Origin of the sequence: Gordonia sp. (in: high G+C Gram-positive bacteria) (assembly GCF_047600385.1) — a bacterium.
Taxonomy (GTDB): Bacteria; Actinomycetota; Actinomycetes; order Mycobacteriales; family Mycobacteriaceae; genus Gordonia.
Genome location: NZ_JASGKZ010000001.1, coordinates 2,990,086 through 3,014,179 on the forward strand (window position 1 = coordinate 2,990,086; position 24,094 = coordinate 3,014,179).

17 protein-coding genes are annotated in these 24,094 nt (G+C 69.6%); 11 read left to right on the plus strand and 6 right to left on the minus strand.

Annotation, left to right across the window (positions count from 1 at the left end; genetic code table 11):
* Positions 1 to 85: 85 nt before the first annotated feature.
* Positions 86 to 2,137 carry an acyltransferase family protein gene (locus tag QM809_RS13440; RefSeq protein ID WP_415046255.1) on the plus strand — a complete coding sequence of 684 codons (2,052 nt, stop codon included), beginning with the start codon at positions 86 to 88 and terminating at the stop codon, positions 2,135 to 2,137.
* 312 nt (positions 2,138 to 2,449) lie between these two features.
* On the opposite strand, the gene QM809_RS13445 is transcribed toward QM809_RS13440, so the two are convergent.
* Positions 2,450 to 3,250 carry a serine/threonine protein kinase gene (locus QM809_RS13445; protein ID WP_415046256.1) on the minus strand — a complete coding sequence of 267 codons (801 nt, stop codon included), beginning with the start codon at positions 3,248 to 3,250 and terminating at the stop codon, positions 2,450 to 2,452.
* Positions 3,251 to 3,316: 66 nt separating this feature from the next.
* On the opposite strand from QM809_RS13445, the gene QM809_RS13450 reads away from it, so the two are divergent.
* A complete protein-coding gene (locus QM809_RS13450; RefSeq protein WP_415046257.1) occupies positions 3,317 to 4,147 on the plus strand; it encodes a DUF3097 domain-containing protein in 831 nt (276 codons plus the stop codon).
* 230 nt (positions 4,148 to 4,377) lie between these two features.
* Here the strand turns inward: QM809_RS13450 and QM809_RS13455 are convergent, their stop codons facing one another.
* Positions 4,378 to 5,403 carry a LacI family DNA-binding transcriptional regulator gene (locus QM809_RS13455; RefSeq protein ID WP_415046258.1) on the minus strand — a complete coding sequence of 342 codons (1,026 nt, stop codon included), beginning with the start codon at positions 5,401 to 5,403 and terminating at the stop codon, positions 4,378 to 4,380.
* A 233-nt stretch (positions 5,404 to 5,636) separates the two neighbouring features.
* On the opposite strand from QM809_RS13455, the gene QM809_RS13460 reads away from it, so the two are divergent.
* From QM809_RS13460 to QM809_RS13470, 3 genes are all read left to right on the plus strand, one after another.
* Complete coding sequence (locus QM809_RS13460) at positions 5,637 to 6,959, plus strand: MFS transporter (RefSeq protein WP_415046259.1); 1,323 nt, start codon at positions 5,637 to 5,639, stop codon at positions 6,957 to 6,959.
* An 85-nt stretch (positions 6,960 to 7,044) separates the two neighbouring features.
* The gene (locus QM809_RS13465) at positions 7,045 to 8,442 is read left to right on the plus strand and encodes a glycoside hydrolase family 32 protein (RefSeq protein ID WP_415046260.1); all 1,398 of its coding nucleotides are present in this window, start codon (positions 7,045 to 7,047) and stop codon (positions 8,440 to 8,442) included.
* Positions 8,439 to 9,371, plus strand: a complete 933-nt coding sequence (locus QM809_RS13470; protein WP_415046261.1) for a PfkB family carbohydrate kinase — start codon at positions 8,439 to 8,441, stop codon at positions 9,369 to 9,371. Before QM809_RS13465 ends, QM809_RS13470 begins: the two co-directional genes overlap by 4 nt.
* A 296-nt stretch (positions 9,372 to 9,667) precedes the next feature.
* On the opposite strand, the gene QM809_RS13475 is transcribed toward QM809_RS13470, so the two are convergent.
* The gene (locus QM809_RS13475; protein ID WP_415046262.1) at positions 9,668 to 10,408 is read right to left on the minus strand and encodes a TVP38/TMEM64 family protein; all 741 of its coding nucleotides are present in this window, start codon (positions 10,406 to 10,408) and stop codon (positions 9,668 to 9,670) included.
* A 142-nt stretch (positions 10,409 to 10,550) separates the two neighbouring features.
* On the opposite strand from QM809_RS13475, the gene QM809_RS13480 reads away from it, so the two are divergent.
* Genes QM809_RS13480 through meaB form a run of 3 tightly spaced genes read left to right on the plus strand, consistent with a single transcriptional unit; the run spans position 10,551 to position 15,778 of the window.
* Complete coding sequence (locus tag QM809_RS13480) at positions 10,551 to 12,521, plus strand: methylmalonyl-CoA mutase family protein (protein ID WP_415046263.1); 1,971 nt, start codon at positions 10,551 to 10,553, stop codon at positions 12,519 to 12,521.
* Positions 12,522 to 12,527: 6 nt separating this feature from the next.
* Complete coding sequence (gene scpA, locus QM809_RS13485) at positions 12,528 to 14,783, plus strand: methylmalonyl-CoA mutase (protein WP_415046264.1); 2,256 nt, start codon at positions 12,528 to 12,530, stop codon at positions 14,781 to 14,783.
* 8 nt (positions 14,784 to 14,791) lie between these two features.
* Positions 14,792 to 15,778 (plus strand): methylmalonyl Co-A mutase-associated GTPase MeaB, encoded by a 987-nt coding sequence (gene meaB / locus QM809_RS13490; protein ID WP_415046265.1) that lies wholly within the window; start codon positions 14,792 to 14,794, stop codon positions 15,776 to 15,778.
* A gap of 396 nt (positions 15,779 to 16,174) precedes the next feature.
* Here the strand turns inward: meaB and QM809_RS13495 are convergent, their stop codons facing one another.
* A complete protein-coding gene (locus QM809_RS13495) occupies positions 16,175 to 17,008 on the minus strand; it encodes a crotonase/enoyl-CoA hydratase family protein (protein WP_415046266.1) in 834 nt (277 codons plus the stop codon).
* 110 nt (positions 17,009 to 17,118) lie between these two features.
* Between QM809_RS13495 and QM809_RS13500 the strand changes: the two genes are divergently transcribed.
* Both QM809_RS13500 and QM809_RS13505 read left to right on the plus strand, forming a co-directional pair.
* Positions 17,119 to 17,802 (plus strand): VOC family protein, encoded by a 684-nt coding sequence (locus tag QM809_RS13500; protein WP_415046267.1) that lies wholly within the window; start codon positions 17,119 to 17,121, stop codon positions 17,800 to 17,802.
* A 207-nt stretch (positions 17,803 to 18,009) separates the two neighbouring features.
* A complete protein-coding gene (locus tag QM809_RS13505) occupies positions 18,010 to 18,837 on the plus strand; it encodes a metal-dependent hydrolase (RefSeq protein WP_415046268.1) in 828 nt (275 codons plus the stop codon).
* A gap of 21 nt (positions 18,838 to 18,858) precedes the next feature.
* Here the strand turns inward: QM809_RS13505 and QM809_RS13510 are convergent, their stop codons facing one another.
* A complete protein-coding gene (locus tag QM809_RS13510; RefSeq protein WP_415046269.1) occupies positions 18,859 to 20,157 on the minus strand; it encodes an AAA family ATPase in 1,299 nt (432 codons plus the stop codon).
* Between the two features lie 171 nt (positions 20,158 to 20,328).
* A complete protein-coding gene (locus QM809_RS13515) occupies positions 20,329 to 21,855 on the minus strand; it encodes a cutinase family protein (RefSeq protein ID WP_415046270.1) in 1,527 nt (508 codons plus the stop codon).
* A gap of 1,473 nt (positions 21,856 to 23,328) precedes the next feature.
* Between QM809_RS13515 and QM809_RS13520 the strand changes: the two genes are divergently transcribed.
* Positions 23,329 to 24,054, plus strand: a complete 726-nt coding sequence (locus QM809_RS13520; protein ID WP_415047091.1) for an immunity 49 family protein — start codon at positions 23,329 to 23,331, stop codon at positions 24,052 to 24,054.
* Positions 24,055 to 24,094: the final 40 nt, after the last annotated feature.

Below are 24,094 nucleotides of genomic sequence, written 5' to 3' on the forward strand. Positions count from 1 at the left end.
GAACCACGGCACGGTGAGGCGCGGTAACTCTTCTCTCGATATTTATGGTTAGCCTTACCTATGTCCTCTGCGCAATAATCGCCGAATGACCATGCACGGGACGAACAACGTCGATTGTTCCGATGGAGCGGTGGGTTCGGCGCAGAGTCCGATCGCCGGCTCGGCGTTCCGCCTCGACATCGAAGGGCTGCGCGCGATCGCCGTCGTGCTCGTGCTGCTGTGGCATGCGGGCGTGTCGTTCCTGCCCGGTGGTTTCGCCGGCGTCGACGTGTTCTTCGTCGTCTCCGGATTCCTGATGACGCAGATCCTGATGCGCGACCACACGGCGCGAGGGACGATCCGCATCGGGCACTTCTATGCGCGGCGCGCTCGCCGTCTGGTGCCCGCGGCCGCCGCCGTCCTGGTCGTCACCGCGCTCTCCGCCTACCTGGTGCTGCCGCAGGCGCGATGGCACTCGATCGGCATCGACGTCGCCGCGGCGAGCGCCTATCTGGTGAACTGGGTGCTGGCTCGGCGGGCCGTCGACTACCTCGCCTCCGACGCGGCGGCCAGTCCGGTGCAGCACTTCTGGTCGCTCTCGGTGGAGGAGCAGTTCTATCTGGCCTTCCCGCTGGTGATCGTCGCGGTCGGGCTGCTCGGCGTCCGGCGTGCCCGGATGTCGTCGCGCAGGGTGTTCGGAGTACTGCTGGGCACCGTGTTCACGATCTCGCTCGCCTGGTCGATCCACCTGTCGGCGACCGCACCCGATCGTGCGTACTTCGTCACCACCACCCGACTGTGGGAACTCGCGCTCGGCGGCCTGGTCGCGCTCGGGCTCGCTCGCGCAGGTCGGGTCGGCCGGACCGCAGCGGCCGTCATGTGCTGGCTTGGCCTGGTCACGATCGGGGTGTTCGCCGTAGCCGGGTTCACGAGTCTGGCCTTCCCCGGTTGGATCGCCCTGCTCCCGGCTCTGGGGACCGCTTCGATGCTCGCCTTCGGGCCCGCGGCCGGGTCCAGCGGGCCCGTCGTCGTGCTGCGGTGGGCACCGGTCCGATGGGTCGGCCGTTGCTCGTATTCGCTGTATCTCTGGCACTGGCCGGTCCTGGTGATCGGCGGTTACCTGATCACCGACGGCCTGCGTGACGTCACGGTCGCCGAAGGGCTCGCGCTGGTCGGGTTCTCGGTGATCCCCGCTGCGCTGTCCCTGTATCTGATCGAGGATCCGGCCCGGCGTTCAGCACGGCTCCGGGCGACGTCCGGGCGGGGGATCGCGCTCGCGGCCGCGGCGGTGGCCGCGGGTCTCGCGGTGGGGTCGCTGCTCGTCGTCTCCAGCCCGCGGACCACACCGATCGCAGACCCCGGCCACTATCGTCAGATCGATGCTCCGGGCGCCGCCGTCCTCGACGACGATCGAACGCCGCAGGCAGGCGCCTCGTCGGTGTTCCCGGATCCGGTGACCGCGCAGGGCGACTTCTTCGACTGTCCCACCGCGCCGTCGGGTGGGCCGGGCGTGGTGGAGTGCATCGTCACCGAGGGCGCGAAGAAGGTGATCGTCGTCGGTGACTCGCACGCACAGCAGTGGATCCCCGCCCTCATCCGGCTCGCCGCCGACCGCGACTGGGCGGTCACCGCCTACCTGTACGACGCGTGCCCGTTCGTCACGGGTCCGTTGACATGGGACGGCCGCCCCTACACGGAGTGCATGCAATGGAACGCCGACGTGCGTGAACGGATCGTCACGGACGATCCCGACCTCGTGGTCGCCGGCTTCCTCACCGGTGTCACCGATGAGACGCCGGAATCTCTGCGGCAGGGCTTCGCACCGATCGTCGATGCAGGGATCCCGCTGGCGGTGATCCGAGACACCCCGCTGCCCGGCTTCAACGTGGCCGAGTGCGTCAGCACGCACCGCGATTCGCCGGAGACCTGTGCTCGGCTGCGTACCGAGACCGCCGATCCGCAGGGACGCGACCAGATGGCGGTGGCCCGATCCATGCCGGGGGTCACCGCGATCGACCTCACCGATGCGATCTGTCCGGGGACGCGCTGCGCACCGGTCGTCGGCGGCGTCCTGGTCTACCGTGACACCAACCATCTCAGCGGCACCTACGCCGCCACTCTCGCGCCTCGTCTGGGAGCCGAGCTTCCGGCACTGTGACATCCCGGGTCTGCCGATCGACTTCGCCAGGCGCCGGTCATGCACCGTGCCGGACACGTTCAGGTCCGCCACGGCCACGACGTCGTTCTCGCGGAACGGGGTCGCCGAGTCGGTGATCCCGAGGTCTACGCCGACACCGTTTCCAGTCGCCGGAGCGAGCTCGGGACCGGGTCGGTCGACGCACAGGGGGGGTGGTGCGCCGACCGGCAGCCGTTCGAGTGAGAAGGAACCGATCTCGACGGAGCTGCGAGTCGAGCGCAGTCGAGACCCCGATCAGCGAGAAGGGGCTCGCTCGGCGGGGAGGCGTGTCCGCTACGCCGACCGGCGGTAGTCGCGCAGCAGCGTGTTGATCGCGGCCGCGCGGGCCCGGCGGGTCAGGCCGGTGAGACGACGCAGTTCGGAGTCCGCCGCCTCGAGCTGCCGCGCCGAAGCGCCCAGACCGCCGCCGGCGAGCTCGACGATGGCGTCGATCTGCGCGGCCGTGGCCAGCATCCGGTCCACCCGGGGACGGTCGTGCGGGGGCAGGTCGAGCAGACCGGCGCGCGTCCGGGCGGCCAGCGCATCGCGCAGATCCGCCGGGCCGGACGAGCGCGGACCGGACAGGCCCGCGATCACCGCCGCGGCCTCGCCGACCGCGTCACGCAGCGCGTACTCGATCTCCCCGATGCCCTGCTCGGGGCCGAGGGCCTCGACGTCGAGCATCGCCTCGATCGGGCGGACGGTCCACCGGCAGCGTTCGATGGTCCCGCGCGCCGTCACCGCCGTCACCGCACGATCGGCGTCGGCCAGGAGCAGCACCTCTCCGGCGCCGAGCACCTCGTCGTCGAACACGCCCGGCGGCAGCCCCTGCGCGTCGCCCGCGGCAGGCAGGGCGACCGCCGACACCGCAGCGTCCCCGACGACGCGGATCAGGTCGAGCGCCGTCGCACCCGGGGAGAGCGCGGCGCCGGGGGCGGCGTCGACGTCGTGCGACTGGGCGTAGTCGTGCAGGGTGTGCAGCACGTCGTCGGGGGCGACGGCGCCGGCGCGCCAGGCGGCCGTCCACAGCGCGAGCGCGGACGCCGGCCAGGCCCGCAGCAGGGCGTGGGAGGACTCGGGAAGTGATCTAGACATGACGCGTCCACGATACGCGGGGTGCCTCCGCCGGGCAGGGACGGAACTGTCCTACCCTGGGCTCCCGTGAGGAATGACCGCTACGGACGTGACGTGCTCTCCCAGCCCCGCCGGACCAAGCCGAGAGCACCGGAGGTGGCGGGGGAGAAGGACCTCGTCGTCGAGGACGCCGCCAGCGGTTTCTGCGGGGCGATCGTCGGCTGGGAGAAGACCTACGCCGCCGACATGGTGCGGCTGGAGGACCGGCACGGCCGCACCCGCGTCTTCCACGCCTATCCGGCGGCGTTCCTGATCGACGGCGAGCCGGTGACGCTGGTCCGGCCGCGCGGCCGCGGCCCCAACGAGGTGAAGTCCATCCAGACCGCCTCGGGTTCGCGGGCGCTGCCCACGCAGCGGGCGCGGACCGCCCGGGCCAGCCGGATCTTCGTCGAGGGCGTGCACGACGCGACGCTCCTGGAACGGGTGTGGGGCGACGACCTGCGCGCCGAGGGCGTCGTCGTGATGAGCCTCGACGGCCTGGACAATCTGGACGACGCGCTCGCCGACTTCGCGCCCGCGCCGCATCGTCGGGCCGGGGTGCTGGTCGATCACCTGGTGTCCGGGTCGAAGGAGGAGCGGCTCACCGCCGAGGTGGGCCCCGACGTCCTGGTGTGCGGCCACCCCTACGTCGACGTGTGGCAGGCGGTGAAGCCCGCCGCCGTCGGCATCGACGCGTGGCCGGTGATCCCGATGGGCACCGACTGGAAGACCGGGATCTGCGAGGCGCTCGGCTGGGGGACGCCGCAGGACGGCTGGCGCCGGGTGCTCGGCGCGGTCTCCAGTTTCCGGGAGTTGGAGGTCCCGCTGATCCGCAGCGTCGAGGAACTGATCGACTTCGTCACCGAGCCGCCGGAGTAGTCGTCGTCGAAGGGGCGCGGGAGACCCTTCGACCCGACTCGTCACTGCGTTCCTCCCCGGCTCAGGGATCGGAAGGCGGTGACGCCCTCGCCGATGCCGACGATCCCGTCACCGCGTTCCCTCCCGGCCCGGGGGATCGGTGGAGAAACACTGCCCGGGGATGAACGGGCGGCTCCCCGTCCGCTCCCTGAGCCGCAGGCGAGCGCAGCGAGTCTGCATGTCGAAGGGGCTCAGCGCGCGGACAGGTCCCGGACCGAGTCGCGGACGACGAGCGGCATCGGGAGCCGCACCCGCCCCGGTTCGGCGTGGCCGAGCAGCATGTCGACTCCGCGCTTGGCCATCGCCTCGTAGGGCAGGCGCGCGGTGGTCAGGCCCGGCCGTTGGAAGGCCGCGAACTCGTCGTCGTCGAAGGAGATCACCGAGACGTCGCGGGCGACGCGCAGGCCGCGTTCGGCCAGCGCCTGGTACACGCCGAAGGCGAGGCTGTCGTTGCCGGCGATCAGCGCGGTGAGATCGGGGTGCGCGTCGAGCAGTCGGTGGGTGGCCGCGAAGCCGACGTCGGGGCTCCACGCCGCCAGGTCGAGGCGTGCGGCGGAGACGCCGTCCCGGGCCAGTTCGGCGTCGATCCCGGCGAACCGGTCCGCGATCGTGGCCGACCGCCGGGGATCGTTCGCGACCTCGGGCAGGTCGCCGATCACCCCGATGTCGCGGTGGCCGCGGTCCAGCAGGTAGCGGGCGACGGCGGCGCCCGCGGGCCGTTCGTCGGGCAGCACGCTGGAGTGATCGTGCGCGGACACCCCGTTCACCAGGACGATCGGCAGGTCGGCGGGCAGGTCGGGGACGTCGATGAGCCGGGCGGCCATCAGTCCGATGAGCAGGCCGTCGACGCGTCGGTCGGTGACCGCCTGGACGGCTTCGGCGAGGTCGTGGCCGGTGGCCTCGGCCATGAGCACGGTGTGGTCGTGCGCCCGCGCGGCGTCGAGGACGCCGCGGATCATGCCGGAGGCGTATCGGGTGACGGTCACCTCGTCGGACACGAAGCCGATGGTCCGGGTCTTGCCCAGCCGGAGGCTCTGCGCCGCCGGGTTGGGGCGGTACCCGAGTTCGTCGGCCGCGGCTCGGATCCGCTCGGCGGCGTCGGCGGACAGCCGCGAGCCGGGGCGGTCGTTGAGGACCATGCTGACCGCCGCCTTCGACAGTCCCGAGCGCTCGGCGACGTCGGCCAGTGTCGGGCGGCGTCCCGCGGCTCGTCCCATGTTCGTGCTGCCTCCTCACCGGCGTCTCTCGGATGTCGAACGACCTGCGGATCCTCCCGGAACGGACGGACGTCTCACCGCACATGCTTGACGTGACTCGTATCACGGTACTACCTTCACGATTGCTAAAAGGTTTCAGCACTGTGATGAAACGTTTAAGCCGAGGTCGCGGAGGTCCGCGTCACTCGCCTTCACCCCGGACCGACGGAAGGTCACCAGTCATGGCACCGAACATGGCAGTTTTCAGGAATCCCGCGTACCAACAGAGTTCGGTGACGCTGTGGCTGTTCTTCGCCTCGTGGGGAGTGTGGTGGTCGTTCTTCCAGATCTGGCTCACCAGTGAGGAGAACGGTCTGGGCCTGAACGGCTCGCAGGTCGGCACCGTCTACTCGGCGAACTCGATCGCGACGCTGTTCGTGATGTTCTTCTACGGGACCATCCAGGACAAGCTCGCCCTGAAGCGGCACCTGATGATCCTCGCCGCCGTCGGCATGGCGTGCGTCGCACCGTTCGTCATCTTCGTGTACCAGCCGCTGCTGAAGCACGCGTTCGGCTTCGGCGTGGTGGCCGGCATGCTGTTCATCCCGATCGGCTTCACCGCGGCCGCGGGTCTGCTGGAGGCCTTCTCCGAGCGGATGAGCCGCACCTACGGCTTCGAGTACGGTCAGGCCCGCGGCTGGGGTTCGCTCGGTTACGCCCTCGCCGCGCTCGTCGCCGGCTTCATGTTCACGATCAATCCGATGATCAACTTCGTCGCCGGCTCGATCCTCGGCATCCTCTGCCTGCTCGTGCAGATCTTCTGGAAGACCGACAAGGTGCCGACGACGCCCGGCCATACCGCGCACCCGGCGACCCCGAGCATCCGGGAGATCGCCGCACTGCTGAAGGTGCCGAGCCTGTGGCAGATCATCGTCTTCGTGATCTTCAGCTGGACCTTCTACAACCTGTTCGACCAGCAGATGTTCCCCGACTGGTACACGGGTCTGTTCGACACCAAGGAGACCGGCGAACGCACGTACGGCGTCCTCAACTCCGGTCAGGTGTTCCTGGAGGCGGGCATGATGATGGCGGTCCCGATCCTGATGCGCAAGACGGGCCCGCGCAACATCCTGCTCCTCGGCGTCACCGTGATGTCCCTGCGCATCCTCGGCTGCGCGATCTTCGACGACGCCGTGACGGTCTCGGTGATCAAGATGTTCCACGCCGTCGAGGTGCCGCTGTTCATCCTCGGCATGTTCCGCTACATCACCCTGCACTTCCCGACCAAGCTGTCGGCGACCCTCTACATGGTCGGCTTCGAGGTCTCCGCCCAGGTCGGCAACGCGATCTTCGCGCAGCCCTTCGGCGCCCTGCGCGACCGGATCGGCTACCAGGAGACCTTCCTGGTGATCGCCGGACTGGTCACCGTCGCCGGACTGTGGGCCTTCTTCTCCCTCAAGAAGGACGATCAGGACGTCCAGGGCGACCCGTTCCTCCGCGACTCCCGGTCCGGGGAGGAGAAGCCGGTCGCCGGAGAGACGTCGGCTGTCGGAGAGACGTCGACCGCCGGCGAATGACGTGTGCCGCCGACCGCGTACGCCGCTGCGTATCGTGGTCGGCGGCCGCCTCCGGCCGCACCGCCGTGACCACAGATACGGATCCATGACCAGCCTGCACTACGCACCCTCCCGCAACTGGGTGAACGACCCCAACGGCCTGCTCTTCCACGAGGGCCGCTACCACCTGTTCTTCCAGTACAACCCGCTCGGCATCGAGCACGCCAACATGAGCTGGGGGCACGCATCGAGCCCGGACCTGCTCACCTGGGAGGAGCATCCGGTCGCCATCGCCTTCGACGACGACGAGCAGGTGTTCTCCGGCTCGGCCGTCGTCGACCACGCGGGGACCACCGGCCTCGGCTCGCCGGAGCGGCCCGCGCTCGTCGCCTTCTACACCTCCATGTCCACCACCGCCGACCGGCAGGCGCAGTCGATCGCCTACAGCCTCGACGACGGCCTCCACTGGACCAAGTACGCCGGCAATCCGGTGCTCGACCGCCGGTCACCGCACTTCCGCGACCCGAAGGTGTTCCGCTGGACCGGCGAGGCGGAGTCGTACTGGGTGATGGCCGCGGTGGAGGCGCCCGACCGGCAGGTGGTCTTCTACCGTTCGGACGATCTGCTCGCCTGGGAGTTCCTGTCGGCGTTCGGGCCGCGGGGCGCCGTCGGCGGCGAATGGGAGTGCCCCGACCTGTTCCCGCTCCGCGTCGACGGCGCCGGGACTCCGCGCTGGGTCCTCCTGGTGAGCCTGAACCCCGGCGGCGTCGCCGGCGGCTCCGGCACCCAGTACTTCCTCGGCGACTTCGACGGCCGCGTCTTCACCCCCGACGACGACGCGGTGCGCTGGCTGGACCACGGCCGCGACTGCTACGCCGGAGTGAGCTTCGCCGGTCTGGCCGACGACGACCGCGTCCTGATCGCCTGGATGAACAACTGGGATTACGCGCGCACGATGCCGGTCGATCCGGCGGCCCCGCAGCGCGGCCGGATGACGCTCGCCCGTCGACTGGCCCTGACGACCCTCGACGGCGAGGTCCGGCTCCGGCAGGAGCCGGTGACCCCGCCGGTCGTGCCCGCCGCCGCGCTCACCGGACGGCCCGTCCCGGCGGGCGAGCACCTCGAGGTCGCGCTGCCGCCCGCCGGGCGGATCGCCCTGTCGGCGGCACCGGGCGACGCCCCCGGATTCACCGTCGAACTGCGCGACGACGCGGGCCGTCGCCTGGTGCTCGCCTACGACGCCGGGGAGTGGTCCCTGGACCGGAGCGACTGCGCCGCCGGCCTGCCGCCGGGCTTCGGGGACCTCATGCGGATGCCGGTCGCGGCGGCATCGACCGTCGCGGCGGTCCTCTGGTACGACGCGCACGGCATCGAGGTCTACGCCGACGACGGCACCCGCGTGCTCACCGCGCTCACCGGGGAGCTCGCCGTCTCGACGCTGCGGCTGACCGGCGGCGGGCACCCGATCCACGTCACCGCCCTGGACGTGGGGAGCGTGTCGTGAACACCGGGATCGCGGTGATCGGCGAATCGCTGGTCGACGTCGTCGACGGGCGGCCGCACGTCGGCGGGTCGCCGCTGAACGTCGCCGTCGGACTGGCCCGACTCGGCCTGCCGACCACGCTGCACACCAGGATCGGCGACGACGACCACGGGCGACTCATCGTCGAACGTCTCCGCGCATCCGGCGTGCGCACCGCCCCCGGCACGGTCGACGGCGGACGGACCTCCACCGCGGTCGCCACCCTCGACGAGCACGGGCAGGCCGACTACGAGTTCGACCTCGACTGGTCGATCGCGGCGCCGGAGACCGGCCCGGTCCGGGTGGTCCACACCGGCTCGATCGGGGCGATCCGCGAACCCGGCGGCACGGTCGCCCGCGCCGCCGTGCGGGCGGCCGGGCCGACGGTGCTGCGCAGCTTCGACCCGAACATCCGGCCCGCGGTGATGGGGTCGCCCGCGGAGGTGGTCGCGCGGGTGCGCGCCCTGGCGGCCGACTGCCACGTGGTGAAACTGAGCGACGACGACGCGGCCTGGCTCGGCGCGGCGGCCGACGCAGCGGCGGACGGGGGCGCGGAAACCGCGCGTTCGGCCGACGACGTGCTGCGGGAGATCGCCGCCGCGGGCGTCCCGTTCGCGGTGATGACCCGGGGCGCGGACGGCTGCACGGCCCTCGTCGGCGGCGTCCGCCACGACGTGCCGGGCCGGCGGGTCGAGGTGGCCGACACCATCGGCGCCGGAGACGCGTTCATGGCCGGCCTGCTCTACGCGCTGATCGCCGGGGAACACGACCGGCGACTGGTCGACGGCACCCCGCTGTCGTCCGCGCAGGTGCGGCAGGTGTTGGAGACCGCGGTGGCGGTCGCCTCGATCACGGTGTCGCGGCCGGGAGCCGACCCGCCCACCTCGGCGGAGCTGGCGGCCCCGCGGTAACACCGGACGAGCGATTCCGTCGATCTTCGCCCCGCTTCGTCTCCCGCACCTCGGGTCCTCTTCCGGCCTTTGAGCCTGCTTCGTCTCCCGTACGTCGGGTCCTCATTCCGCTCCCTGAGCCGAGGAGGAACGCAGTGACGAGTCGAGTCGAAGGGCCGCACCGGGAACGCTCACCGAGCCTCTTCGACTCGCAGGCTCGCTGCGCTCGCATGCGGCTCAGAGATCGATGCCGAGGTTCGCTGTGTTCGCGGTCGATTCCGGGATCGATGTGGGTGCTCGCCGTGTCCGCGGGCGGCTCAGGGATCGGCGGGGCCGTCTCCGGCGACGGGGAGCCGGGCGTCGACGATCAGGCCGATCACGCCCACCGAGAACAGCAGCGCCGACACCAGGAGCATCAGCGGATGCGATCCGCCGGCCAGCGCATCGCCGAGGAACACCACCGCGGCGGTCCCGGGCGCGGTGCCCAGGATGCTGGCGACGAAGTAGGGCAGCGGCCGCACCGACGACAGTCCCGACGCGTAGTTCACCACCGCGAACGGCACCACCGGGATCAGCCGCAGGGAGCCGACGGCGAGCCAGCCGCGTCGTTCCAGCCGCTCTTCGACGGCCCGGAACCCCGGCCGGTCCAGATACCGCTGGACCCGCGCCCGGCCCAGCCGCCGGGCCAGCAGGTACGCGACGATCGAGGCCACCGCGGCGACCACCGTCGACCCGAGGAAACCGACCACCGGGCCGAACAGCACGCCCGCGGTCACGGTGAACGCGGTCCGCGGGATCGGGGCGACGGTGGCCACGGTGTTCACCGTGAAGAACACGATCACGAACCACGGGCCGAGGGCGTCCGACCACTCGCGGAACCGGCCCACCGACGGCACCGGGATGAAGTACGCGCCGATCAGCACCAGGATCACCGCCGCGAGGCCGGCCACCGCGCGAGCGAGGGTGCGACGGTTCGACCGGATCGGCGCCGGACCGGGCGAACCGGTCACCAGATCGACCGGTTCTTCCACGATCTTCGGCCGTCGTTCAGGGAGCACATCGGAAGCTTAGTCGGGGAGCCTGGGGGTGCCGCGCATCGTCGTGGTCCGCATCTCAGTGGACCCGTGATTGAGATATGCAGTGATCCGATATTGTGCATAGAAGCGCACGGCCCAGCGACCACGGAGGATCTCGGCAGCGATGACGGCAGACGGCAGCACGGCAACGCCAGACCAGCTCGACGACGACTATCGGCGCTGGTCCACCGCGGCCGCCGCCGTCCTGGCCAAGGGGCGCCGGATCGATCCGGCGGACCTCCCCGACACCCCCGAGGCACTGCTCTCGACTCCCACGCGCGACGACGTCACCGTGCGTCCGCTCTACACCCGCAGGGACGAGGCCGCCGAACGCGGACTCCCGGGCGGCTTCCCCTTCGTCCGCGGCGCCGATCCGGCCCGCGACGTGAACCAGGGCTGGCGGGTCACCGAACGGTTCGGCGACCTGGCCGACCAGTCCGTCACCGGGGTCAACGAGACCGTCCTCGACGCCGCGGGCAGCGGCACCAGCGGCATCTGGCTCAAGATCGGCGGCGCCGTCTCCGTCGCCGACCTCGCCGAGGTCCTGCGGGGCGTCTACCTGGACCTCATGCCGATCACCCTGGACGCCGGCGCCGAGGGCATCGCCGCGGCCCGGGCGTTCCTGCAGGTGCTCGACGACGCCCCCGCCGCCCCGCAGGAGGCGCCGGTCCTGCTGAGCACCACGCACAGCCTGGGCCTCTCCCCGTACACCGCCGCCTACTCGGGTCGACCGAGCGTCGACGTCGCCGAGGCCACCGCGCTCGGCGTCGAAGCGCCCGACCGCGTCCGCGCCTTCCGCGTCGACGGCACCGACTTCGCCCAGGCCGGCGCCACCAACGCGCTCGAACTGGGTCTGATCGTCGCCGCGGGACTGACCCACGTCCGTGATCTGGTCGCCGCGGGGCTGTCGGCCGAGAAGGCGCTGGGACAGCTCGCTTTCGCCGTCGCGGTGGGCGACGACCAGTTCGCCTCCATCGCCAAGCTGCGCGCCCTGCGCCTGATGTGGGCGCGCGTCGCGCAGGTGATCGGGGCTCCCGACGCCGGCGCCGCGCTGACTCACGCCGTCACCGATCTGTCGATGCTCACCCAGCGCGATCCGTGGGTGAACATGCTGCGCACCACCGTCGCCGCCTTCGGCGCCGGCGTCGGCGGCGCCGACCAGGTGACCGTGCTCGGCTACGACGCCGCGCTCCCGCAGGACGCCCGCTCGTCGAACCCGTCGTTCTCCGCGCGCATCGCCCGCAACACGCAGCTGCTGCTCCTGGAGGAGTCCAACATCGGCCGCGTCCTGGACCCGGCCGGCGGCTCCTGGTACGTCGAGGACCTCACCGGCGACCTCGCCGCGGCCGCCTGGAAGGTCTTCACCGACGTCGAGGGCCTCGGCGGCTACTCCGCCGCGCTCGAGAGCGGGGCGATCGCCGGCTGGATCGACGCCGCCCTCGCCGCCCGCGACGAGGCCGTCGACCACCGCAGTGCGCCGGTGACCGGCGTCTCGGAGTTCCCGAACCTGGGTGAGGCGGGCATCGAGACCGTCGCGGACACCGTCGACCTGCCGACGGCCACCGCCGGGCTCGCCCGCGTCGCCCGCCGCTACGAGGCCCTGCGCGACCGCGCCGACGCCCAGGAGGTGCGGCCGCGCGTGCTCATGCTTCCGCTGGGCAGCGTCGCCGAGCACAACGGACGGACCACGTTCGTCAGCAACCTGCTGGCTGCGGGCGGCATCGAGGCGATCAACCCCGGGCCGGTCGAGGCCGAGGGGGTCGCAGAGACCCTTCGACAGGCTCAGGGAACGGACGAATCAGCTCAGGGAGCGGACGAGTCGGCGCAGGGAGCGAGTGGGGCGGCGCAGGGAGCGGACGGCGGTGCGGGGAGGGTGGCCGTGCTGTGCGGCACCAGGGCCCGCTACGCGAGCGACGGCCCGGCCGTGCTGGCCGCGGCCCGCGCCGCCGGGATCGAACGCGTCCTGCTGGCCGGACCGGAACGGGAGTGGCCCGACGCCGACGACGCCCCGGACGGTTCCCTCCGCGCCGGGATCGACGCGGTCGCCACCCTCACCGAGCTGCTCGACACCCTCATCACGTCGAAGGAGGCCTGAGAAGGCATGAGCGACAACAGCATTCCGAACTTCGCCGAGGTCGGCCTCGAACTCGACGCGCTCGCCGAGGTGCCGACCGCCGAGCAGACCGACGAACTCGTCGAGACGCTGGCGACCACCCACGGCTACGCCGCCGAGCAGACCGTCTGGCACACGCCGGAGCAGATCGACGTCGCACCGGTGTACACCCGCGCCGACCGCGATGCCGCCGCGGCCGCCGGGTACCCGCTCGACTCGGTGCCCGGCGAGGCGCCGTTCATCCGCGGCCCGTACCCGACGATGTACGTCAACCAGCCGTGGACCATCCGCCAGTACGCGGGCTTCTCCACCGCCGCCGAGTCCAACGCCTTCTACCGCCGCAACCTCGCGTCCGGCCAGAAGGGCCTGTCGGTGGCCTTCGACCTGGCCACCCACCGCGGCTACGACAGCGACCACCCGCGCGTCGCCGGCGACGTCGGCATGGCAGGCGTGGCGATCGACTCCATCCTGGACATGCGTCAGCTGTTCGACGGCATCGACCTGGGCAACGTCTCGGTGTCGATGACGATGAACGGCGCGGTGCTGCCGATCCTCGCGCTCTACGTGGTGGCCGCCGAGGAGCAGGGCGTGCCGCCGGAGAAGCTGGCCGGAACCATTCAGAACGACATTCTGAAGGAGTTCATGGTCCGCAACACCTACATCTATCCGCCGGCGCCGTCGATGCGGATCATCTCCGACATCTTCTCGTTCACCAGCCAGAAGATGCCCAAGTTCAACTCCATCTCGATCTCCGGCTACCACATCCAGGAGGCCGGGGCCACGGCCGACCTGGAGCTGGCCTACACCCTCGCCGACGGCGTCGAATACATCCGGGCGGGCCTGGAGGCCGGCCTGGACATCGACAGGTTCGCGCCGCGCCTGTCGTTCTTCTGGGGCATCGGCATGAACTTCTTCATGGAGGTCGCCAAGCTCCGCGCCGCGCGTCTGCTGTGGAGCGAACTGGTCGCCCAGTTCGAGCCGAAGAGCGCCAAGAGCCTGTCGCTGCGCACCCACTCGCAGACCTCGGGCTGGTCGCTCACCGCGCAGGACGTGTTCAACAACGTCGCCCGCACCTGCGTGGAGGCCATGGCCGCCACCCAGGGGCACACCCAGTCGTTGCACACCAACGCGCTCGACGAGGCGATCGCCCTGCCGACCGACTTCTCGGCGCGCATCGCCCGCAACACCCAGCTGCTGCTGCAGCAGGAGTCGGGCACCACGCGGCCGATCGATCCGTGGGCGGGCTCGAACTACGTCGAGTGGCTCACCGCGCAGCTCGCCGACTCGGCGCGCAAGCACATCGCCGAGGTCGAGGAGGCCGGCGGCATGACGCAGGCCATCAACGAGGGCCTGCCCAAGCTCCGCATCGAGGAGGCCGCGGCCCGCACCCAGGCGCGCATCGACTCCGGTCAGCAGCCGCTGATCGGCGTGAACAAGTACCGCGTCGAGGACGACGAGGAGATCGAGGTCCTCAAGGTCGACAACTCCAAGGTGCGCGCCGAGCAGCTCGACAAGCTCGCGCGTCTGCGGGCCGACCGGGACCAGGACGCCGTCGACGCCGCGCTGGCCGAACTCACCCGGGCCGCCGGGGCGCCCGGCGGCTCCGGCCTGGAGGACAACCTGATGGCGTTGGCGATCGCCGCCGCACGTCAGGGCGCTACGGTGGGGGAGATCTCCGACGCGATGGAGAAGGTCTTCGGCCGCCACCAGGCCGAGATCCGCACCATCAGCGGGGTCTACCGGCACGAAGTGGGTGACGAAGTGAGCAATGTGGATCGGGCGATCGAGGTGGTCGACGCCTTCGCCGAGGCCGAGGGCCGTCGTCCCCGCGTCCTGGTCGCCAAGATGGGGCAGGACGGGCACGACCGCGGCCAGAAGGTGATCGCGACCGCGTTCGCCGACCTCGGGTTCGACGTCGACGTGGGCCCGCTGTTCGCCACGCCGGAGGAGGTGGCCTCGCAGGCCTCCGACAACGACGTGCACGTGGTCGGCGTGTCCTCCCTCGCGGCCGGTCACCTCACCCTGGTGCCTGCCCTGAAGAAGGCGCTCGCCGACGTCGGTCGTGAGGACATCATGATCGTGGTGGGCGGGGTGATCCCGCCCGGCGACTTCGACGAGCTGTACGAGGCCGGGGCGACGGCGATCTATCCGCCGGGCACCGTGATCGCGGACGCCGCCGTCGAGTTGATCGGCAAACTCGCCGGTGAGCTCGAACTGGAACTGGCCCTGCCGGACGCGGGCTGACCCCGGAGATGGCAAGACGACCCATCGACGTCGACGCCCTCGCCGACGGTGTGCGCGCCGGTGACCGTTCGACGCTGGCCCGGGCCATCACCCTGGTCGAGTCGACGCTGCCCGCGCACAAGGAGAAGGCGCAGGAGCTGTTGCTCAAGGTGACGCCGGATTCGGGGAACTCGTTCCGCGTCGGGATCACCGGTGTGCCGGGCGTCGGCAAGTCGACGACCATCGAGGCCCTCGGCATGCGTCTGATCGACCTCGGTCACCGGGTCGCGGTGCTCGCCGTCGACCCGTCGTCGACGCGGACCGGCGGCTCGATCCTGGGCGACAAGACCCGCATGGGTCAGCTGTCGGCGGCGCCGCAGGCGTATGTCCGGCCGTCGCCCACGTCGGGAACGCTCGGCGGCGTCACCAAGGCCACGCGCGAGACCATCGTGCTGGTCGAGGCCGCCGGGTACGACGTGGTGCTGGTCGAGACCGTCGGCGTCGGCCAGTCCGAGGTGAGCGTGTCGGGGATGGTCGACACCTTCAGCTTCCTCACGCTCGCGCGCACCGGAGATGCCCTGCAGGGCATCAAGAAGGGGGTGCTGGAGCTCGCCGAGATCGTCGTGGTGAACAAGGCCGACGGCAAGCACGTCAACGAGGCGCGGGCCGCCGCCCGGGAACTCCGCAACGCCCTCGGCCTGATCTACCCGCACGACGCGCTGTGGACCCCGCCGGTGCTCACCATGAGCGCGCTGGAGAACTCCGGTGTCGACGAGTACTGGGAGGCGATCGTCAAACACCGGGACGTGCTGACCGCGGCGGGGGAGTTCGAACGACGACGCGCCCGTCAGCAGGTGAACTGGACGTGGCAGATGGTGCAGGAGGCGATCCTCTCGCGGCTCGACGCCGACGACCACGTGCGCGAGGTGCGCGCGGCCGCCGAACGCGGCATCCTCAACGGCACGCTGACCCCGACGCTGGCGGCCGAGCAGATTGTGGCCGCGGCGACGCGCTGACGGTCTCCTGACTCGGAGTCCCGCCTCACCGCCGGCTGAGCCGTCCCGCGAACGAGGTGAGCGGGGCGAGTCGAAGCCTCGGCGTCTCGAGATCGAGACCGGCTTTCAGACGTGTCGCGGCTTCTGTTCCGTGTCGCGCCGAGGTCGATCCCCTGGCCGTCGACGTCCCAGGTTTTCCGGCGTGTCGCGGTTCCTGTTCCGTGTCGCGCGCCATCCATCGCCCGCGACGCGGAACAGGAGCCGCGACACGGAGTCCTCCGACGTCGGAGCCGCCTCCTCGCCGGTCGAGCCCCCTTCGTGGGTCGAGCCCTCTTCGTCGCTCGAGTCACCTCTCGTCGCTCGAGCCCCCTTCGTCGGTCGAGCGAAGTCGAGACCCCCCACCCATTCGCTCGGGGGTCAGTGCCCCTTGAACTCCGGGGCCCGCTTCTGGAACACGGCGGTGATCGCCTCGGTCAGGTCCAGCGACGGCAGGAACGCGGCGTTCCACGCGGCGACGTAGCGGAGGCTGTCGTCCACCTGGGCGCCGCGCGTGTGGTCGAGCACGTCCTTGATGCCCTGGACCACCAGCGGCGGGTTCGCCGCGATCTCGGCGGCCACGCCGCGGGCGGCGTCCAGGGCGGCGTCCTTGTCGTCGTACACGTCGCTCACCAGGCCGATCTTCTCGGCGCGGGCGGCGTCGATGTCCTTGCCGGTGAGGGCGAGTTCGCGGGTGTGGCCGTCGCCGATGATCTGCGGGAGGCGCGCGAGCGAACCCATGTCGGCGACGATCGCGACCTTCACCTCGCGGACGCTGAACTTGGCGTCGGCGCTGGCGACGCGGATGTCGGCGGCGGTGATCAGGTCGACGCCGCCGCCAATGCACCAGCCGGAGATCGCGGCGATCACCGGTTTGCGGCAGTCGGCGACGGCGTTGATCCCGGCCTGCATGCGCTTGATGGTGCCGTGGAAGTCGGTGCGGGCCTTGGCCTTCGCGTCGTCGGCGAGGACGGCGCCGAAGTCGGCGGCCATCGCGGGCAGGTCGAGGCCGTAGGAGAAGTTCTTGCCGGAGCCGGTGAGCACGACGGCGCGCACGTCGTCGTCGGCGTCGATCCCGGTGAAGATCGGGACCAGCTCGGACCAGAAGGCCGGGCCCATCGCGTTGCCGCGGCCGGGGCCGATGAGCGTCACCTCGGCGATGTGGTCGGTGACACCGACCTCGAAGGCCTCGTAGTCGGCGGTGCGGTAGCTCATGGGGACTCCTGAAACACGAACGGATCAAACCTGTCGATGACTCTATCGGCGGTCCGTCGCGGCGGATTCGGCAGGGCGGGGCGGGAGCCGGACGTGGCACGATGGCCGTCATGCCGAACGATCCGCTGAGCCTCTCCGACGTCGCCGTGACCGTCCCGTACGACGATCCCGGCGTCGCCGTCGCCGCCTACTCCGCGCTGCTGGGCGATCCCGAACCGGGGACGACGACGTGGGCCGCCGCGAACGGTTCGGTGACGTCGGGGGAGAGCGCCTGGGTGGGTTTCGAGGCCGCGGATCCGGAGGCGGCCGGGGCGCTCCTGGAACGACGGGGAGCCGCGCTCGGGGCGCCGGATGCCCGGGGCGCCCGCCGCGGGGTGGAGTTCCCGGTGGTCGGGCTGGTTCCCGGGGCCGGTGCGCGGCCGGGGCGGACGGCGTTGGATCACGTGGTGTTCACCGCGCCGTCGGTCGATGCCGCGGTGGCGCTGTTCGCGGGACGCCTCGGCCTGGACTTCCGGCTGGTCCGGCGGTTCGGGGAGGTGGCGCAGCTGTTCTTCCGGACCCGGTCGGTGATCGTCGAGGTGCTCGCCGGCGGGGAGGTGGCCGCGGAGTTCGCGCTGTGGGGTCTGGCGTGGCGGTGCGAGGACATCGAGGCCGAGCATGCGCGGCTCGCGGCGGCCGGGCTGACGCTGAGCGAGGTCCGGCGGGGCCGGAAACCGGGCACCCGGGTGGTGACCGTCCGCGAACCGGGACTGGGGACGCCGACGATCCTGATCGAGCAGAGCCCGTCGCGGTAGCGCCCCGCCGATCCCTTCACCGGGGGTTCCCGCCGAGTCTCTTGCGCGGCGTCGTGCTCTTTCTTCCCACGGGGTTCTCCGCCGATCCTTGAGCCCCGTGCGAGCGCAGCGAGCCCGGGTGTCGAAGGGTCCGGCGCCACCGCCCCGGGAGGGGAGCGGCGGGCCACGCTTCGGATTCGAACATGTGTAGCATGGTTTTGTCGACTGGTGACGCACGGATCAGAGGAGGTCGCGGCCATGGTGATGGGGCCGACGCACGCGATGAGCGGGGCCGCCGCGGGCCTGGGGATGGCGGCGGTGATCCCGGCTTCGATCGGCGGTCCGACGACGGCGGTCGGGGCGCTCACGTTCGGGGCCGTCACCGCCGGCGCCGCGCTGCTCCCGGACATCGACTCCCCGCAGGCGACGGTGTCCCGGGCGTTCGGGTTCGTGTCCGTCGGCGTCGCGCACGCCGCCGAGGACGCCGCCCTGGCCGTCTACAACCTGTCCAAGGGCCGCAAGGATCCTCGACGCCGGAACGGGCATCGGACCGCCACGCACACGGTCTGGTTCGCGCTCGCCGCCGGTGCTCTGGTGGGGGTGCTGGTCGACGCGTTCGGGAAGACGCCGACGATCGCGGTGCTGTTCCTCATGCTCGGTCTGGCGTTGCGCGGACTGTTCCCGAAGTGGTCGTCGTCGACGGACTGGCTGGTCGTCACCGCGGTGTCGGCGGCCGCGGCGGTCGCGGTGTGGACGTGGCAGCCGCAGACGGCCGGGGCGTGGGCGCTGGGGACGGCGGTCACCGTCGGGATCGTCGCGCATCTGCTCGGCGATGCGCTGACCAAGTCCGGGGTGCCGATGTTCGGCGGCGTGCTGAGCATCAACGGCAGGCGGTGGTGGGACGTCGGTCTGCCCGGGTTCCTGCGGATCAAGGCCAACGGATCCGGCGACAAGATGCTGCTGTCGGTGTTCACCGTCCTCTCGTGCTGCCTGGCCTGTCTGACGGTGTTCGATCCGGCGTGGTTGGGGGCGTCGTGGCCTCCGCTGACCGGATAGCCTCGTCGACGTCCCCGCGGGTCATTCTCGGCGCACGGTGTCGGCGAACCCTTCGGCGATCGTCGCGGCCAGTTCGAGGAACGCGTTGCGCGTCCTCTTGCTGAGCAGGTCGAGGTCGATCTCCGCGCCTTCGGCGAGATGGGGGTCGAACGGGATCGTGTGCACCGAGCGCGTGCGGGTGAGGAAGTGCTGGGTGAGTTGCTCGGTGTCGAGGGGGTCGGCGCCGCTGCGGGTCGCGGACACCACGATGATGGCTCGCGCGGCGAGGTCGCCGTAACCGTGGGTCACCAGCCAGTCGAGGGTCGCGGCGGCGCTGCGGGCGCCGTCGATGGCGGGGGAGGTGACCAGGAGGAGGATGTCGGCGTAGCCCAGGACGCCGTACATCGCCGAGTGGCCCACCCCGGTGCCGCAGTCGGTGATGATGATGTTGTAGTGCAGACGGAGGATCTCCATCACCTTGCGGTAGTCGTCCTCGTCGAACGTCTCGGCCTTCGCGGGGTCGCGTTCGGAGGCGAGGACCTCCAAACGGTTCTCGGCCTGGGAGGTGTGGATCCGCACGTCGGAGTAGCGGCTGACCGAGGGATCGGCGATCAGATCGCGGACCGTCGACTGCGTCTGCTGCGGAATGCGTTGAGCGAGTGTGCCGAGGTCGGGGTTGGCGTCGACGGCGATGACGCGGTCACCGCGGACCGAGGCGAGGGTGGCGCCGAGACCGACCGCCGTGACCGTCTTGCCGACGCCGCCCTTGAGCGAGAGCACCGCGATCCGGTAGTCGCCGCGGACCGGCTGGTTGATCCGGTGGGCCAGTTCGGCGTGATGGACGTCGGCCGGTGAATCGCCGGGCCTGATCAGACCGCCGCTCATCTTGTAGACCAGGCGGCGCCATCCGGCGGCCGGGGCGGGCCGGGCGCGATTGACCAGCGGTACGTCGTCGAGCGACGCGGGTCCGGGATTCGGCTGCGTCGGGCTGATGTACTGCTGCTGCTCCGGATCGAGGTACTGCTGTTGTGGACGGTCGACGTACTGCTGCTGCTGCGCATGGTCGACGTACTGCGGTCCGGGGTGTCCCGCACCGGGATGCCGCGGCACGCCCGGCGCCGGGAAACCCGCTCCCCACGTGGGGGGATGCTGCGGACCGAAGGCGGGGGCGTGCGGTGGTCCGACGGGTGCCCCCGGCGGGGACGGGAACGGGACGGGCGTGGGCGCGGGGACGGCGGGTGCTTCGCCGATCTCGGGAAGCTGATCGGGTAGGAGGCCCTCCTCGCTCATGTTCATCCGGGACGTGTGCATCCGGGACGGTTCCTGGGGAGGAGTGGTCATCGGTGTCTCCTTGACCGTTGGTGGTGCTCGGCGGCGCCTGTCGGCGGGGGTCAGGCGTGCCCAAGAATAGCGGGTGACACCGCCGTCCTCGGGGAGCTGATCCCGGTGTCGCGGAAGCCGCCGACATCGAAGCCCGGCGGATCGGGTCGTGGCTGTCCGGTGCCGGTGCGGCTACCGCTCGCCGGGGGACCGCGGGACGGGGAACGGATTGTGCGGCAGCGGCAGAGCGGGCGGATCCGGCAGGGTCGGCTCCGGCAACGGCAGGTTCGGCACTGCGAGTTGCGGTACTGCGAGTTGCGGGAGGCTCGGCAGAGTCGGGGCCGGCAGAGTCGGCAGCGGTGGGTTCGATACCGTCGGCTGCGGCGGGTCCGGGGCGGCCGGCACCGGTGGGACCGGTGCGGCGGGGACCGGGACGATCGGCTGCGGCGGTATCGGCGTCGGCATGCTCGGCGACGGCGGATTCGGTGTCGTCGGCGGTGCCGGGAGCGGTGCGGGAATGTCCGGCACCGTCGGTGGCGGGAGGTCCGCCGGTGCCGTCGGAACCTGCGGAGCCCGGAGTGGTCCGGGTTCGGCGGGGGCATCCGGTCGTCGTTCCTGCGGGAGGCCGAGTTCCGGCGGCGTGAGGCCGAGCAGCGGACGGTCTCCGCCCGGGGTGAGATCCAGGAGCGCCAGGCCACCGAGCGACAGATCCAGGATCGACGGGCCTCCGACACCCGCGTCGAGGAGCGGACGGTTCAGAAGCGGAACGTCGACCACGGACAGATCCACCAGCGACGAGCCGCCGACGGCCACGTCGAGAAGCGGCTGATCGAGGAGCCGACCGGTCAGTTTGAGACCGGGCAGACCTCGGTCGACCAGGGCCGGGTTCGCGGCTTCACCTGCGGCGTAGACCCCGGACGGGGCCGCGTCGACGACGCAGTCCCGGGTCCGGCCCGACACCTCCGGATCGCATTCCCATGTGCGGTGATCGCTCACCGGGGCCGACATCCGGGCCGGATAGTAGTCGTGTTTGACGAAGTAGCCGAGCAGTCGGTCGGAGGCGGTGATCGGGCCGAGGAGGTTCAGGGCGGGCAGATCGCAGATCGGATCGCCCCGCAGGCAGTACTGGGTCACCGGGACCCCGCCGAAACCGCCCGGTCGGGGCCCGGACATGGTCAGCCCGGGGAGCGGGCTGAACAGGGAGTTCTCGATACCGCGACCGGTGGCCGGGCCGTCACGACGCGGATCGGAGTACAGCTCCCCGGACAGGCCCGCGGCCGAGACGCGCCGATTGGTGCCCGCGCCGGCCTCGGCGAGCACGTCCCCGGCGATCCGGGCGCCCTGCGAGTAGCCGGCGATCACCACCGGTCTGCCCGGGCAGCGGCGCTGGTAGCCGGCGACGGCGTTCTCCGTGGCGGCCTTCCCGATCGCGACGTCCTCGTCGTACGGGGTCTCGCCCAACGGCCACAGATGTGTCGGATAGTCGACGTACTGGACGTTGTAGCCTCGGGCCCGGTACCGCGTCGCGATTCCGGTGACCCCGCCGGTCGGCAGGCCCTCCGCATTCCGCGGGGCCATGGTCCCGGCCACGATCACCGCGCCCCCGGATCCGCAACTGGAGGGACCCGCGTGTGCCGTCGGCGCCGCGAGACCGACGACCAGGGTCGCCGCCATGCCGATCGCGACAGTGGTGAGCCTCGATGTGAACCCCTTACCCATGGACGGCTCGCGGTCGAGGGCGCCGGTTGCCGGCAGGGGTCCCGCGGTGGCGGACGAGGCCGGCGGGAACCGCGTTCCGAGTCCTGCTGCGCGCGGTGCGCGGTGTCTCAGGTCGTGGCATGTGCGTTCTTTCGTGGTCGTCGATCGAACTGGTCTCCGAGTGCGCAGGAAACATGCGCCGCCGGTGGTCTTCACGCTTCGGCCGCTCACGTGCCGGACCGAGATCACCGTTCGACGCTCCGGAGCAGGAGCCCTGCGGCGTCTAAATATGTCCCGACGCGGGAGGGCGCACAAGAGGTGAATTCATGAAGTGTTCGAATTCACAAGAATGAAAGATCAGGTGAAGTGTCAGATGTCACAGGTGGGGAATCTTGCCTGGCGGAGCGATGATTGCTTTCGCGCGAGGTGCGCCGAGAGGGCCTCATGCGGATCGAATCGCTTCAGCGAGAGAGTTCGAATGCAGCCTATGGCGTGGTGCCGGAGATGCTCATTCATAAGGAGCATTCTTCTTGTGAATCGATTGAATTGCAGTCCCGGAAGGGTGCTTATCGAATCGTCGGATTCGCTTGAGATGGATTCTTGTCAATACATCCGCGAGGGAGCGTTGTAGCTCGATCGCTGCGACATGGTGAAGTCCAGATCGTTTCCGGTCGACCACGGATGGATGTTAGCGTCGATAGTTCTTGCCGGTGCCATGGCCTGAGAGATCGGTCCATGGGCCGTTGACGTGGTTTGCCTGTCGCAGCAGGATACGATTCACTCGCCGGGCCGGGGTCATCTCGCGGGAGTGTCAGTGATGAACGAGTCAAAGCTGAACGCCCGGAGATTTCGGGTGCTGCTGTAACCGAGGGTCGTGGCGCCATTGGCAGATCATGTCAGCAACGTAAGAAGTATCCTCAGTCATGGGCCCTGTGGTCCGCTGCGCTCACCCCGTCTGGCAACTATGCACTCTCAGATTCGAAGTGCCGGTATACCTCATCAAGTCCATAAAGAACCCTAAAGATGTGAAGGTTGTCATCTATGAGGTGAAGGGTCCATCAGCGCCCATAGGCATGCGAGATGGATGCTATCAAGGAGCAAGAGAGTACTTTGATAGTATCATCGATAATCTTAAGCGAACCGATCTTCGGCTGCATGATAAGAGCGTAAATCTTGATGATCTTGGGAAGATTGAATACTCGCTCGTCAAGGCGCGGGTTGACAGCTCGGGATCTTGGTCGGGTTTCGCTATAAATCAATTCAAGATGTCGCCGAAATCTCAAAATGCCTAAATGTCAGCGACACCTCAAGGATGCTAAAATGTCAGAAAAAATTGAAAGGCGATGACTAGTGAACATCCGGCGGCACATGCTCGGTCAAAGTAATAGTGAAATTTCTCAACAAATCTCTCACGTCGATGAGAATATCGATGGGATTATTTGTAGACTGCAAGATAATTCTTCTCCCAGGGTTGCCTACCATTCCGCTGGGAGCATGCAGTCTGCGGCATGTTTTCGGTTCGGTCTCGACCCGTCTGGATGCACTCCGAAAAGCAGGTTAATATCTCGATATGCGGCTCAGTTCACCGACTTATTCTTTACTTCTTACTCTTTCCCTGAGGGGAAGAGTATGTCAATGGAAATTGGGGATAAGAAGGTTGATTTCACCGCAACTGGATTGATCATGCAGGCTTCGGTCAAGGAATGGATTTCCGGTTATTGGTGGTCTCGGATCTCTCATAACGGGACTGCTCAGGATACTATGATGCGGTTTTCTGCTGAGGATCTCACGCATCTTCCTGGGGGTCGTGATGCTCACCGTGATCTGCTCGTGCGGGCTCTTCAGGCGCGGGCTCGTAATGAGTTCACGTGGTTCGATCTTGCTGCCGCCGCGATCGAAGCCGCAGCAGTTGCTCCTGAAGACGTCAGAGAAGAAGCCCTTTATCTCGATGTGCCCGTGATCGGACTGATCGTCGCCATCGGAGATCAGGAAGCTTTCACGGAGCAGCTCTGGAGCGCTCTTGAGGCGCACCGTGCTTACTACAGCAAGAACGAATATCGGACATGTTGGTCCGATGGTTTCATCTCGATCCCGATTCTGGCTGCTTGCTGTATGGCGATCGACGATGGGATGACCATCGATATCGAGACCGACTACCTGCCCCGCTACCTCTTGGATCACCCGGCTTGGATGTTTGAACTTGACGGCACCGTCACGTGAAATTATTCTCAAGAAATGCGAATTAAGAAATATTTCCTTC